The organism is Streptomyces sp. NPDC049915, assembly GCF_040656475.1.
Lineage (GTDB): Bacteria > Actinomycetota > Actinomycetes > Streptomycetales > Streptomycetaceae > Streptomyces.
In genome coordinates this window covers 109,149-122,705 of the sequence record NZ_JBFAMH010000020.1, presented here as the reverse complement: position 1 = coordinate 122,705, position 13,557 = coordinate 109,149, and the positions used below count along the sequence as shown (strand labels likewise).

The window sequence follows — 13,557 nt, the reverse complement described above, 5'->3', positions numbered from 1 at the left end:
GTGTCGCGGGCAACCTGGCGGGCGGTCGTGGCGTCTTCCAGCGCCGGGGGCGGGCCGTCAGGGGCGCCGCCCACGCCGTAGAGTGACTCCCCCGTATCCGCCGGGTGATCCCGGCGTGAGGACCCGCGAAACAGCAGTGAGAAGAAGGGGGAGGGCGAATCGGATGCCGCAGACCGAGTCACCAGGCAGCGAGGCGGGCCCGGCGACCCGGTTGCGCTGGTGGACCGAGCTCCCTCTGGTCCTGCTCGTGTACGGCTGCTACTCGGCCGGCCGTCTGCTCGCCCGCGGTGACGTCTCCGACGCCGTCGACCACGGGCTGGCGCTGCTGCGGGTCGAGAAGTTCCTGCACCTCAACGCCGAGCATCCGCTGAACCGGCTGTTCACCGGCAACCCCTGGCTCGGTGTCCCGGCCGACTTCTGGTACGCCTCGCTGCACTACCTGGTCACGCCCGCGCTGCTGGTGTGGATGTTCCGCGCGCACGCCGCCCACTACCGGGCCGCCCGCACCTGGCTGCTGACGTCCACGTTCCTCGGACTGATCGGCTTCACGCTGATGCCGACCTGCCCGCCGCGCCTGCTGGCCGCCGGGTACGGCTTCGTCGACACCATGGCCCATTACAGCTCGTACGGCTGGTGGGGCGGCGAGGCGAGCGCGCCGCGCGGTATGGGCGGCATGACCAACCAGTACGCGGCGATGCCGAGTCTGCACGTCGGCTGGGCCCTGTGGTGCGGCGTGATGCTGTGGCGGTACGGGCGTGGCCCGGCGGCGCGGGTCCTCGCGGTGGTCTATCCCGTGGGCACCACTCTGGTCGTGATGGGGACCGCCAATCACTATCTGCTCGACGCGGTCGCCGGTGTCGTCGTGATGGCTGTCGGGCTGCTGCTCGCGCCCGCCGTGATGCGGTTCGCGGACCGGCTGCGGGCGCGGTTCGCGGGCGGCTCTTCCCGCGCTCCTGCCTCGATTGTCAGTGGCGGATGCCAGACTTCGGCGGGTGAGCGAATTCCACGGCAGCGCGCATCACGGCCCGGAGCCGACGCCGAGCCGAGTGCCGTCCCCACGGACACCGGGGACGGCGCTCCGGCACCGGCTCGCTGAGCTGCGCGGACCCGACGTACCCGCCCGGGCGCTGGACGCCCGCGCCCTCGCGGCCCTCGCCGCCAACCCGGGCTGCCGGCGGCGCGCGCTCCTCGACGGCGCCGGGGTGGACAAGGCGGCGCTGGCGGGCGCGCTCGGTGCGCCGTCGGCGTTCGGGCAGTCGCAGTTCGCCCTCACCCGGGGCAACGCCTTCGAGGCGAAGGTCAAGGCGGACGGCGGCGCGGAGCTGCTGCGGCTGGTGCGGGAGAAGCTGGACCCGGCCGCCGAGCCGCCGGAGCGCACCTACGTGCCCGATCTGACCGCGGCCGGGCCCGAGGGGCGTACGGCGCGTACGGCGCTGGCGCTGCGGGAGGCCGTCGAGGCGGGCGGCTGGACGCTGCTGGACCATCCGATGCTCGCCCTCGAGGTCGCCGGTTCCCCGGCGTTCCTCGAGCCGGACGCCGTGGTGGTCCACCCGGACGGCAGCTGGACGGTCGTCGAGATCAAGTCCTTCCCGCTGCTGGACGGCTCCGCCGACCCGGCGAAGGTGGGCGCCGCCGCCCGGCAGGCCGCCGTGTACGTGCTGGCGCTGGAGGAGGTCGCGGGCCGCATGGAGCCCGCGCCGCAGGTGCGCCATCGCGTGATGCTCGTGTGCCCCAAGGACTTCTCCAATCTGCCGACCGCCGCCGCGGTCGACGTGCGCAAGCAGCGTGCGGTGACCGGTCGGCAACTGGCCCGGCTCACCCGCATCGAGGAGATCGCCGACTCGCTGCCCGAGGGGACGTGCTTCTCCCCCGAGCTGCCCGCCGAGCAGCTCACCGAGGCCGTCGAGTCCGTTCCGGCGACGTACGCCCCCGAGTGCCTGGCCGCCTGCGAGCTGGCCTTCCACTGCCGTCGGCGCTCGCGCGAGGCCGCCGCGGTGACCTCGCTCGGCCGGTCCGTGCGGGCCGAGCTGGGCGGGCTGGCCACCGTGCCCGAGGTGCTGGCGGCCGCCCGCGGTCAGGCCGGGGACCCGGACGATCCGGCGGTGGCCGCGCTGCGGCGGGCCGCGCAGTTGCGCGCCGAGGCGCTGGAGGGGGCCGAATGTCGCTGATCGCCACCCTCGCCCGCATGGAGGCCGTCAGCAGCGGGCGCGCGCAGCCCGCCGCGACCGTGCGGCACCGGCATCTGTCCGACCGGCCGCTGGTGCTGGTGCCGCTCACCACGGCCGGTGAGGCGGGCGCCCCGCTCGGCGCGCTGGTCGGCACCGACCGGGACACGCCGCGCCTGCTGGTCGTACCGCAGCCGCGCGACCGGGATCTGCGGTTCGCGTTCCTGGCCGAGCTGGCCGATGTCGTCCTGCCGTACCTCGAGTCGTACGGCGATGTGGTGGAGGCCGCCGAGCGCACCGAGACCGATCCGGAGACCGGCAAGCGGGTCAAGGTCGAGGTCGACCTGTGCGCGGACGCCCCGCAGCTGATCGTGCCGAGCCGCGCCGGCGTCGACCTGGTGCGGCTGCTGGGGCGTTCGATGCGGTTCCGGCGTACGGCCGAGCAGGATCCGGAGACGCCGTATCCCGCGCCGCCCCGGGTGCCGCTGCTGGGGCGCTGGTTCACGCACTACGCCGAGCGGGCCCGGGTGCCCGGTTCGTCGCTGCTGCCGGCCCTGACCGAGGTACTCGGCCGGCACTGGGCCACCGGTCAGTCCGGTCTGGAGGACCAGCATCTGGGGGCGCTGCTGGCGTGGATCGATCCGCCGGAGGGCGCCTCGGGGGCCGAGGCGGCGCTGGAGGCGGAGCTGGCCCGTGACGCGGGCGGGCAGTTGAGGTGCCCGCCCGCCGGGCCGGCCACCGATCCGGCGTTCGACAACAAGCTGCTCGCTCCCGCCATCGAGCGCTACGACCGGGCCCGCACCGCGCTGGCCGCCGCCGAGGACGGCCTGGAGGCCGACGAGCGGCTCGGTGCGCTCAGCCGCGCCGAGGAGGAGATCCGGCGGCTCGTCGAGCAGGTCACCCTGCCCACCTGGGAGAAGGTCTGGCGGGGGCTCGATCTGCTGCGGGCGCTGCCCCCGGGGGCGCATGTCGAGGAGCGGTGGACGCGGGACCGGTGGTCGTTCACCGGGCACCGGGACCGGGTGCTGGCCGGGGAGCCGCCGCAGCCGCGCCGCGACGACGCGGTCACCGCGGCGAACAAGCTCGCGGCGCGCGAGCGCGAGCAGGCCCGGCTGGAGGCGCAGGAGGCGCTCGACGACCCGCTGGTGATGGCGGGGCGGCGGTTGGCCGGGGAGGCGTTCGCCGGTGAGGTGACGGACGTGACCATGGCGTACAGCGAGGGAAAGCGGCCCAGCCCGCGCCCGTTGGTGACCGTGCGCACGGACGACCGGCCGCATCTGGGCGAGCGGGCGAAGGTGTACCGGTCGCTGGGCGGGCGGCCGCAGTCGGCGGAGTTCGTCGGCGCCGAGGAGGACGGCGCGCTGCTCGTGCTGCGCATCCTCGACAAGATGGGCCGCGGCAAGGAGCCCGAGGAGGGGTCGGTGCCCGAGAAGGGCGACCGGGTGTGCTTCACGCTGTTCGAGCACGAGCAGCGCGGCGGGGCGAAGCTGCCCGACCCGGAGGACACCCCGTGGACGCACGGCGGGCCGCCCGGTGAGCAGGCCGTCGAGCCCGCCGATCCCGTCACCGAGGAGGACGTGCTGTGACCGTGACCGAGACGGCCTTCGATCCGGGGGCGGCCGCGACCCGGGCCACGGACGCGATCCTCGCCGACACGCTGCACGGCGCCGCGCGCGGTGTCGTCGTCGACTCCCCGCCCGGCGCGGGCAAGTCGACGCTGGTGGTGCGGGCGGCGCTGGAACTGGCCGACGCCGGGCGCCCGCTCATGGTCGTCGCGCAGACCAACGCGCAGGTCGACGACCTGGTGCTGCGGCTGGCCGAGAAGAACCCCGAACTGCCCGTCGGCCGGCTGCACAGCAGCGACGCCGACGCCTACGACCGGGCCCTGGACGAGCTGGAGCAGGTGCGCACCTCGGCGAAGCCGGCCGATCTTGCCGGGCTGCCGGTGGTGCTGTCCACGGCGGCCAAGTGGGCGCATGTGAAGGTGGACGAGCCGTGGCGGCACGCGATCGTCGACGAGGCGTACCAGATGCGCTCCGACGGTCTGCTCGCCGTGGCCGGGCTGTTCGAGCGGGCGCTGTTCGTGGGCGACCCCGGGCAGCTGGACCCGTTCGCGATCGTGGGCAGCGAGCAGTGGGCGGGCCTGTCGTACGACCCGTCGGCGTCGGCGGTGACGACGCTGCTCGCGCACAACCCGAATCTGCCGCAGCACCGGCTGCCGGTGTCCTGGCGGCTGCCGGCCTCCGCGGCGCCGCTGGTCTCGGACGCGTTCTACCCGTACACGCCGTTCCGCAGCGGCACCGGCCCCGGTGACCGCAGGCTCGCGTTCGCCGTCCCCTCGGACGGCTCAGGCCCCGACCGGGTGGTCGACGAGGCCGCGGCCTCCGGCTGGGGGCTGCTGCAGCTGCCGGCCCGGCACACCCCGCGCACGGACCCGGAGGCGGTCCGGGCGGTGGCGCTGGTGGTCCGGCGGCTGCTGGACCGGGGCGGGGCGGCGGTGTCGGAGCGCTCACCCGAGCCGTCCCCGCTGACCGCCGACCGGATCGCCGTCGGCACGGCGCACCGCGACCAGGCGGCGGCGGTCCGCGCGGCGCTGGCCGAGCTGGGCGTGTCCGATGTGACGGTCGACACGGCGAACCGGCTCCAGGGCCGTGAGTACGACGTGACGGTGGTCCTGCATCCGCTGTCCGGCCGCCCCGACGCCACGGCCTTCCATCTGGAGACCGGCCGCCTGTGCGTGCTGGCCTCCCGCCACCGGCATGCGTGCATCGTGGTGTGCCGCGCGGGCGTGGAGGACCTCCTGGACGACTACCCGTCGACGGAACCGGTCCAGCTCGGCACGCTCGTGAAGTTCCCGGACGGGTGGGAGGCGAACCACGCGGTACTGGCACATCTGGCCGAGCACCGGGTGTCCTGGCGGGGCGCTTGATGTGCCCGGGGTGCCGGCCTCCCCGGGAGCCGAGAGGCCGACGCCCTCTTGCGTGCGCGCGGGACAATGGAGGGTGGTCCACCCCGTGGCGGCGCCCCCTGTGACGTACGCCCCGTACGAGAAGGAGAAGACATGGCGGAGCCCACGCCGCGTCGGAACGAACCGCGGCTACGCCCCGCGCCCCTGCTCTTCGAGCCCATGGCGGCGGCCGCCGATCCGGAGCACTTCTTCGACCTGGAGTCGATCGACGATCCGCGCGCGCTGCTGGAGCGGGCGACGGAGCTGACGCACGCCTTCCGCGCGGCGGCCGACCGGGCCGTGGAGTTCCAGGCGATCGCGGCGGCGCAGCTCGCCGACCCGCGCCGGTTCGACCGCCTGACGCCTGCGGACATCGCCGAGCGGGCCGAGTGGACCGAGGACTACGCGAAGAAGATGGTCGAATTCGGCCGTGACCTGCTGCGCGGCGGAGAAGGGTCCAGCCCGTCCGACCCGGTCTGAGCCGTCCGATCCGGCCTGCCCGCCGTGACGGCATATGCCAGGTGGGCAAGAAGCGGGCAAGATACCCCCTCCAAGTGCCCCCTGTCCCGATTTCCCGCAACCCTGTGGAAGCGCGTGCTCACGCCCGGTAGACCTGGGAGACATGAGCAGCACGTGTCATGTCACCCATGACGGCGCCAGCTGGCTGGCCTCGGCAGGTACCTACCCGCGCAGCACCCTCGCCCTGTGGGAGGAGCAGCCGGACGCCCCGGTCGTCCTGCCCTGCGGCACCGCCTTCGACGTCGTCGGCACCCCCGCGCTGTTCGGGCGCCGCATGCTCGACCGGCTCTGGGCCGAGGGACCGGGCTCCGGCCCGGTGGCCGTCCTCCGGGGCCGGATGCTGCTCTTCGCCGCGCCCGGCACCGCCCAGCGGCTGCCGTCGCTGCTGGAGTGGGAGGAGTGGGGGTCGGGCAGCGACCACACGGGCCGTACCGACGGGATTCCCCCGCTGATCTGCCACGGAACCGGTGACGCGGTGACCGTGCCGCCGGTGTCCGCGACCGCGCCCGGCACCTCCGCGGCCCGCTGGCTGGTCGCCCCCGACACCCGACACCCATGGCTGCCGGGCCCGGAAATCCTGCTGTGGGCGGCGGTGCGGGCGGCCCGCGCGGCGGTGCGGATTTCGATTTCACCTCCCGCCGACGTGGATGCTAAGGTCTACGACGTCAGCAGGCGCCGCTAGCTCAGTTGGTTAGAGCAGCTGACTCTTAATCAGCGGGTCCGGGGTTCGAGTCCCTGGCGGCGCACGATGACGATGGCGGGTCCTGTTCGCAGAAAGCGCGAACAGGACCCGCCATCGTCGTTTCTGCGCGGCTTCGCCGCGCGCGGTGGGGGCTCCGCCACCCACACCCCCGACGGGAAGGCCCTCGCGAAGACGAGGGGCTTTCTTCTGCATCCAAGGGATCACCCAGGTGCCCCCGGCGTGATCGTCACCGTCCACGCCCCCGACGGGGTGCGGCTCTCCGCCTCCACCCGTACCCCGTCCCCGGGGACCGTGAAGCTCTCGCCGAGGGAGACCGGGGCGTCGGCGAGGGCCGGGTAGACGGAGTTCTCCCAGCAGGCCTCGGTGTGCGGGTGGGCGTCGATCACCTCGATGGGCCCGCGCCCGGACTCCGTGGTGCTGTGCACCCGGTACACGAGCACCCCGGCCCGGCAGGCCGCGCCGTCGTTGCCGACGGGGCCGCGCACCTCGAAGGCGAGCGCGCTGTCGGGGCCGGTGCGCACGACGGCGAGCTTGGTCCCGGCGCCGAGCCCGAAGGCGGGCGCGCCCGCGGCGCCGGGGACGGGGACGCCGGGTCCGGCGGCGAGCGGTTCCAGGGTGAGGCGGGTCGGGCGCTGCACGCACACCACCTGGCGCGGGTCCAGCCAGCCGAGCTTCCACTTGTGCCAGCCGAACAGATCCGGTGCCAGGCCGAACTGGCTGCCCATCATGTCCCAGTCGCCGACATAGGTGTCCCAGTCGCCCTTGCCGTCGGCGGGGCGGTGGTAGAGGTCGGGCAGGTCGAAGACGTGCCCGGTCTCGTGGGCGAGCACCAGCCGGTCCGGTGGGTGCCGTTCGAAGACCGTCACCACACGGCGGATGTCCGTACCGTCCGCCCTGAGCGGGGTGTCGAGGTTGACGACCTTGGTGGCGTCGGAGTCGACGCCGGGGGCGTCCGGGTCGGCGACGAAGTACACGACGTCGTAGCGGGAGAAGTCGACCTGGTCGTCGGCGGCCCGCAGGGCGTCGCGCAGATACAGGGCGCGCAGGCCGGCGCTCCAGTCCCGCTGTATGCGGTACGTCGTGGACGGCCGGGGCATGCGGATCCAGTGCCGCATCGGGTGGGGGGTCAGGGTGAAGCGGCCGTAGGAGGCACGGCGGAAGAAGTCGCTGGTGGCGGGGAAGTGGTCGGCGGTCAGTTCGGCGGGGGTGGTCAGGGGGGTGGCGTCGGGGAACGACAGGAAGACCATCACCGCGTTGAGGGCGCGGGTGGGCCGTGGGTATGCGGCGTTCCAGGTGTCCACGCCCTCGGAGTGGTGGGCGTCGGTGCGCTGGAGGGTGCAGGGCTCGGTGGAGAAGGGCTCGGCGACCGAGGGGGCGCTGAGCAGGGAGGTCGCGGCGAGCGCCGACATGGTGGTGAACACGGCGGCGGTACTGCGCAGCCGGGGCGGCTCCAACGCCGACTTGAGGCCCCTGCGGGTTCTTCGGCCCAGTCTTCGCAGGGTGAGCTGAGGCGACAAGGGGACCTCCGGATGCGGTTCTCGGGACGCCGCACCCAGCCTGGTCGTGTTTGTTGCTGTATGCCCTGTTTATCTGACCCGGACGAGTGAGCGCCCGTCAGGCCGACACCCCCGAAGCGTTCACGGAACGTCACATTCGGTCGGAGGCCTGCGCAGGCCGCCCACCTGCGAACAGAAACGATCCGCCATCGGTCGGGGAGCCCGCGCGGACCACCCGGGAACGAGCCATGGCTGGTACCGCCCGGGGCCAGCCTCTATGATCGGCACACTTTCCTGCGCGGACAGCGATCGAGTGCACTGCGGGAGCGAGCGGTGAGCGGAACGTCCGAAGGGTCGACACCTGCGGCAGATGCCGACGGGTTCGTCGTTACAGAGAGTGACAGTCCTACCCCTGCCCGTGCCGAGCCCCCCTACCGCTCCGCCTTCGCGGCCGCCCCGCTCGCCATGGCCGTCGTCGACCGCGCGGGCCTGGTCGTCGACGCCAACGAGACCCTCGGGGAGCTGCTCGGCGGCGACCGGGCCGGCCTCACCGGCCGGCTCGCGTCGGACCTGCTCGACCTCGGCTCCGACACCCGCACCCGGCACGCCTACCGCGAGGTGCTCGACGGCCGCCGCGACCGGCTGCGCTGCACCCGCCGACTGAAGCATCCCGACGGCCACTCGCTGTGGGCGCAGGTCACCGTCTCCCCGCTGCCCGCCGGTGAGGAGGGCGCGCTGCTGTCGGTCGCCGACATCAGCGCCCGCCGCGAACTCCAGGCGCAGCTACGGCACTTGCAGATGCACGACCCGGTGACCCGGCTGCCCAACCGCACGCTGTTCTTCGAACGGCTCTCGGCGGCACTGGAGTCGGCCGCACTGGGGACGGACACGTACGAGACGGGCGGGACCGGCCGGATCGGCCTGTGCTACCTGGACCTGGACGGGTTCAAGGCGGTCAACGACACCCTCGGCCACCGCGTCGGCGACCGGCTGCTCGCCGCCGTCGCCGAGCGCCTGACCCGCTGCGCCGACACGGCCGGCCACGGCCGCGCGAGTACGCCGCTCGTGGCGCGGCTGGGCGGCGACGAGTTCGCGCTGCTGGTGGAGGACTCGACCGGCACCGAGCAGCTCGCGGACCTCGCCGAGTCGGCCCTGAAGGCGCTTCAGGAGCCGTTCGAGCTGGCGGGTCAGCGGCTGTCGGTGTCGGCGTCGATCGGCGTGGTGGAACGGCAGGCGGCGGGGACGACGGCGACCGGGCTGATGCAGGCGGCCGACACGACGCTGTACTGGGCGAAGGCGGACGGCAAGGACCGCTGGACGCTGTTCGACCCCGAGCGCAACGCACACCTGATGACCCGCCAGGCGCTGGCCTCCACGCTCCGGCCGGCCATCGAGCGCGGGGAGTTCGTGCTCGACTACCAGCCGCTGGTGGGCATGGCCGACGGCCGGCTGCACGGGGTGGAGGCACTGGTCCGCTGGAACCATCCGCAGTTCGGGCTGCTGCCGCCGAATCGGTTCGTCGGGCTCGCGGAGGAGGACGGTTCGATCGTGCCGCTCGGCCGCTGGATCCTCACCACCGCGTGCCGGCAGGCCCGTCGCTGGCAGCTGGAGAACCCCGACGAGCCGCCGCTGTTCGTCAGCGTCAATGTGGCGGTCCGTCAGGTGTGGGACTCCGACCTGGTGGCGGACGTGGCGCAGACGCTGGCCGAGACCGGCCTGGCGCCGCATCTGCTGCAACTGGAGCTGACGGAGTCGGCGGTGATGGGCTCGGCGGGCCGCCCGCTGCAGACGCTGAAGGCGCTGAGCGACATGGGCGTGCAGATCGCCATCGACGACTTCGGCACCGGCTACTCGAACCTGGCGTATCTGTCCCGGCTGCCGGTGAAGGTCCTGAAGCTGGACGGCTCCTTCGTCCGCGGCTTCCGTTACGACGACCCCGCCGCGCATCCGAGCCCCGCCGACGAGGTCATCGTCGAGGCGATGATCCAGCTCGCGCACCGGCTCGGGCTCACGGTGACCGCCGAGTGCGTGGAGACGTCCGCGCAGGCCGACCGCCTCCGCCTGATCGGCTGCGACACCGGGCAGGGATGGCTGTACTCCCGCCCGGTGCCGCCGGATCGTATCTCCGCGCTGCTGGCGACGCCGGGGGTTCAGCCGGACGTGGCCGTGAAGCCGTAGGCGTCGGCGATCAGTTCGTACGACCGCAGGCGCACATCCCCGCTGTGCGCGTTGCCGGTGATCATGAGCTCGTCCGCGCCCGTGCGCTTGTGGAGCTCGTCGAGCCCGGTGCGCACCTCGTCCGGCGTGCCGTGGACGACGTTGGCGTTCCAGGAGGTGACGAACTCCTCCTCCATGGGGCTGAACTCATAGGCCTCGGCCTCCTCCGGCGTAGGCACGAGCCCGGGCCGCCCGGTGCGCAGCCGGACCATGTTCAGCGCGGCGGCCCGCACCTGGCGCCGGGCCTCCTTCTCGTCCTCGGTGGCGAGCGCGGCGACGCCGATCAGGGCGTACGGCTCGTCGAGGACATCGGACGCCCGGAAGGACTCGCGGTACAGGTCGAGCGCCGGGAGGGTGTTCTGCGCGGAGAAGTGGTGCGCGAACGCGAACGGCAGACCGAGCACGCCGGCCAGCCGGGCGCTGAACCCGGAGGAGCCGAGCAGCCAGATCGGCGGCCGGTGGGGCGACTGCACACCGCCGGGCGAGGTGGCCTGTACCGGCCCCGGCACGGCGTGGATCCTGCGGTACGGGTGCCCGTCGGGGAAGTCGTCGTCGAGGAACCGGGTCAGCTCGGCGAGCTGCTGCGGGAAGTCGTCGGCGCCTTCGTTGAGCCGGTCGGTACGGCGCAGGGCCGCCGCGGTGGCCCCGTCGGTGCCGGGCGCCCGGCCGAGCCCGAGGTCGACCCGCCCGGGCGCCATGGCCTCCAGCGTGCCGAACTGCTCGGCGATGACGAGCGGCGCGTGGTTGAGCAGCATGACGCCGCCCGAGCCGAGCCGGATGCGGTCGGTGTGGGCGGCGAGGTGGGCGAGGATCACCGCGGGCGAGGAAGAGGCGACACCGGGCATGGAGTGATGCTCGGCGACCCAGTACCGGTGGAACCCGCGCGCCTCGGCGAGCCGCACCAGCTCCACGCTGGTCGCCAAGGCGTCGGAGGCGGTCCGCCCGGCCCCCACGGTGACCAGGTCCAGCACGGAGAGGGGAACGGCGGCGGACCCCCGCGCCGTGCCCCGGATCTCGTCACCGGACTTCTCGGATACGGCCACGGTGGGTCCTCCTGCGTGTGCGGGTGCGCTGCCGCTGGGCTAACAGGAGGGGGTCTCCGGTTATTCCCTGCGGGTTGTTCCCTGCGGGGGGTGGGTGGGGCGGCTTGGGTGGGTCGGCTTGGCGGGTCGGGGTGTGCCGCGCCCCGGGCGGCCTGGGGTGTGGGTGCGCTGCCGGGCGGGGGTGATTTGCGGGGGGAGGTCCGGGGGCGGGCCTCCCCCCGTACGCCTTGGGGCGCAGCCTGATGGCGGGGTCGGGGGTGCGGAGCCCCATGGCAAGGTCGGGGGCGGCCCGGGGCCCGGAGCGAAGCTCCCGGTGCCGGGGCCCGGGGTCCGTGGTCCGGGGCCCGGGAGGCCGGGACGCCGGGGGTCCGGGGGTCCGGGGCTCCGGGGGTTCGGGCTCCGGGGGCGAAGCCCCGGCGGGGTCCGGGGCGGAGCCCCGTGACGGCACCTCCTGCTCAACCGAGGCCTCCGGGGTCCGGGGCGGAGCCCCGTGGCGGCACCTCCTGCCCGACCGAGACGGGTGGGTGGGTGGGAAACCCCCCGGGGTCCGGGACGCAGCCCCGCCGCGGCACCTCTGCCGTGGGTGGGTGGGAAACCCCCCGGGGTCCGGGGCGCAGCCCCGTGACGGCACCTCCTGCCCAAGCAAGACGGGTGGGTGGGTGGGTGGGAAACCCCCCGAGGTCCGGGGCAGAGCCCCGCCGCGGCACCTCCTGCCCGACCGAGGCAAACACCCCCGGGGTCCGGGGCGCAGCCCCGTGACGGCACCTCCCGTCCGACCGTCCCGCGAAACCGGCGGAGCCGCCGTCAGACCTGGACGATCGGCTCCCGCAGGAACAGGGACCCCAGCGCGGGAGCGTTGACCCGGCGGTCGGTCAGCCGCAGCCCCTCCCACACCGTGACCTGGTTCGCCGTGAGGACGGGCTTGCCCAGTTCCTTCTCCAGGGCCGGGACGTGCGCCGCCGTGTGCAGTGCCGTGTCCGGCAGGAGAACCGCCTGTGCGTCGGGGTGGTCCGCGGCCCGGGCCAGGGCCAGTACCTCCGCCTCACCCCACGTACCGACCTCCGCCGCCGTGACGATCCCCGAGCTGCGCACCCCGGTGACCTCCACACCGGCCGCCCGCAGGAAGCCGGCGAACAGCTCCGCCACGTCCTCCGGGTACGTCGCCCCCACGGCGACCGTGCGCGCGCCGATCTCCCGTACCGCGTTCACGAAGGCGAAGGAGGTCGAGGAGGCCGGCATCCCGGCCGCCCGGGCCAGCCCGCGCACCTGCTCGTGGGCGCCCTCCCAGCCGTACACGAAGCTGCCGCTGGTGCACGCCCACACCACCGACTCCACGCCGGCCAGCCGCAGCTCCTCCACGCCCGCCGTGAGACGCTCCGCCGCGCCCATCCGCCGCAGCGCGTCCACGCGGTGCGCGTCCTCGCCGATGTCCGTGTGGACGACGTCCACCCGGATGTCACTGCCCAGGAGCTGCTCGATGCGCGGATAGTCGTCCTCGGCCGAGTGACCCGGGTAGAGGAATCCGAGTGCGGTCATGTTCGCCCTTCCTGCTGTTCCTGCGGTCCGTCCGGCAGTACGGCGGGCCACGCGCGTGCCGAGTCGTCGGTCAGCGCCTGGTACGGCCCTACCGCGCGGGTACCCAGCCGGCGCAGTGCCGCCCACATCGTGACTTGGTTGGCCGAGATCACCGGGATGCGCAGTTCCGCCTCCAGCTGCGGGATCACGTCGTACGTCGGCAGGTTGGTGCAGGACAGGAACAGCGCCTGCGGTTCCCCGGCCGCGCCGGATGTGCCGACCGCCCGCCGGGCCATCTCCACCACGTCCCGGTACGGCACCTTCCAGATGTGCCGGGTCAGCCCCATGTACACGCACCCCGTCACCACGACCCCGGCCTGCGCGACGTACGCCCGCAGCGACCGCGTCACCGACTCCGTGTACGGCGTCACCAGCGCCACCCGCCGCACGCCCAGCTCGGCGAGCGCCTCCAGCAGCGCCCCGGACGTCGTCACGGACGGCACCGCGCCCGCCCCGGTCATCGCCTCGCACATGGCGCGCTCCCCGGCCATCCCGCCGACGAAACTGCCGGAGGTGCAGGCGTAGGCGACGACCTCGGGATGCACGGCGATCAGGGTGCGCACGGCGTCGGTGAGCGTCTCGTGCTCGCTGACCAGCCGGGCGAGATCCAGGCTGACCTCGACCGGCACATAGGGCGTGCGGGTCAGGTGCAGCGACACCTCGTCCGGCGTCCAGCGCCACAACTCCCGGTCGAGCGCGAAGTCGAAGGGCGCGACGACACCGACACCGCGCTGCGGGCGGGGGCCGCCCAGAAACATGGCCTCCAACAAGGGCACCGCCTCACGGTAGGAGACGACAGGGCAACGGATCGTGTGCGTGGCCCTGTTGACGACGGTAGGTTCCGGTGCGAGCGTGGTCAATCCGCGCATGTCAGACGCCAGATCATCGCCCG

11 protein-coding genes and 1 tRNA gene are annotated in these 13,557 nt (G+C 73.8%); 8 read left to right on the top strand and 4 right to left on the bottom strand.

The genetic code is table 11. The annotated features are described in order from the left end of the window. Positions 1 to 163: 163 nt before the first annotated feature. From AB0J12_RS28570 to AB0J12_RS28540, 7 genes are all read left to right on the top strand, one after another. Positions 164 to 1,096, top strand: a complete 933-nt coding sequence (locus AB0J12_RS28570; RefSeq protein ID WP_363267350.1) for a phosphatase PAP2 family protein — start codon at positions 164 to 166, stop codon at positions 1,094 to 1,096. Next, entirely contained in the window at positions 1,047 to 2,168 is a 1,122-nt protein-coding gene (locus tag AB0J12_RS28565; protein ID WP_363267348.1) for a hypothetical protein, read from the top strand. The genes AB0J12_RS28570 and AB0J12_RS28565 overlap by 50 nt, the downstream gene beginning before the upstream one ends. Beyond that, the gene (locus AB0J12_RS28560; RefSeq protein WP_363267346.1) at positions 2,159 to 3,751 is read left to right on the top strand and encodes a hypothetical protein; all 1,593 of its coding nucleotides are present in this window, start codon (positions 2,159 to 2,161) and stop codon (positions 3,749 to 3,751) included. Before AB0J12_RS28565 ends, AB0J12_RS28560 begins: the two co-directional genes overlap by 10 nt. A gap of 2 nt (positions 3,752 to 3,753) precedes the next feature. Beyond that, entirely contained in the window at positions 3,754 to 5,094 is a 1,341-nt protein-coding gene (locus tag AB0J12_RS28555) for an AAA domain-containing protein (RefSeq protein ID WP_363267377.1), read from the top strand. 132 nt (positions 5,095 to 5,226) lie between these two features. Beyond that, on the top strand, positions 5,227 to 5,592 hold the full coding sequence (locus AB0J12_RS28550; RefSeq protein WP_363267344.1) for a hypothetical protein: 366 nt from the start codon (positions 5,227 to 5,229) through the stop codon (positions 5,590 to 5,592). A 142-nt stretch (positions 5,593 to 5,734) separates the two neighbouring features. Continuing rightward, positions 5,735 to 6,313 (top strand): bifunctional DNA primase/polymerase, encoded by a 579-nt coding sequence (locus AB0J12_RS28545; RefSeq protein WP_363267343.1) that lies wholly within the window; start codon positions 5,735 to 5,737, stop codon positions 6,311 to 6,313. Then, positions 6,304 to 6,377, top strand: a tRNA-Lys gene (locus AB0J12_RS28540). Before AB0J12_RS28545 ends, AB0J12_RS28540 begins: the two co-directional genes overlap by 10 nt. 157 nt (positions 6,378 to 6,534) lie before the next feature. Here AB0J12_RS28540 and AB0J12_RS28535 read toward each other — a convergent pair. Beyond that, positions 6,535 to 7,743 carry a M6 family metalloprotease domain-containing protein gene (locus tag AB0J12_RS28535; protein WP_363267376.1) on the bottom strand — a complete coding sequence of 403 codons (1,209 nt, stop codon included), beginning with the start codon at positions 7,741 to 7,743 and terminating at the stop codon, positions 6,535 to 6,537. Between the two features lie 420 nt (positions 7,744 to 8,163). On the opposite strand from AB0J12_RS28535, the gene AB0J12_RS28530 reads away from it, so the two are divergent. Beyond that, positions 8,164 to 10,008 (top strand): EAL domain-containing protein, encoded by a 1,845-nt coding sequence (locus AB0J12_RS28530; RefSeq protein ID WP_363267342.1) that lies wholly within the window; start codon positions 8,164 to 8,166, stop codon positions 10,006 to 10,008. On the opposite strand, the gene AB0J12_RS28525 is transcribed toward AB0J12_RS28530, so the two are convergent. The 3 genes from AB0J12_RS28525 to AB0J12_RS28515 all read right to left on the bottom strand — a co-directional run bounded on the left by AB0J12_RS28525 (position 9,981) and on the right by AB0J12_RS28515 (position 13,432). Next, positions 9,981 to 11,090, bottom strand: a complete 1,110-nt coding sequence (locus AB0J12_RS28525) for an LLM class flavin-dependent oxidoreductase (RefSeq protein WP_363267340.1) — start codon at positions 11,088 to 11,090, stop codon at positions 9,981 to 9,983. The two genes, AB0J12_RS28530 and AB0J12_RS28525, sit on opposite strands and share 28 nt — an antisense overlap. Before the next feature lie 804 nt (positions 11,091 to 11,894). Beyond that, positions 11,895 to 12,626, bottom strand: coding sequence for a decarboxylase (locus tag AB0J12_RS28520; protein WP_363267339.1), 732 nt, complete (start codon positions 12,624 to 12,626; stop codon positions 11,895 to 11,897). Continuing rightward, on the bottom strand, positions 12,623 to 13,432 hold the full coding sequence (locus tag AB0J12_RS28515; RefSeq protein WP_363267375.1) for a decarboxylase: 810 nt from the start codon (positions 13,430 to 13,432) through the stop codon (positions 12,623 to 12,625). The genes AB0J12_RS28520 and AB0J12_RS28515 overlap by 4 nt, the downstream gene beginning before the upstream one ends. Positions 13,433 to 13,557: the final 125 nt, after the last annotated feature.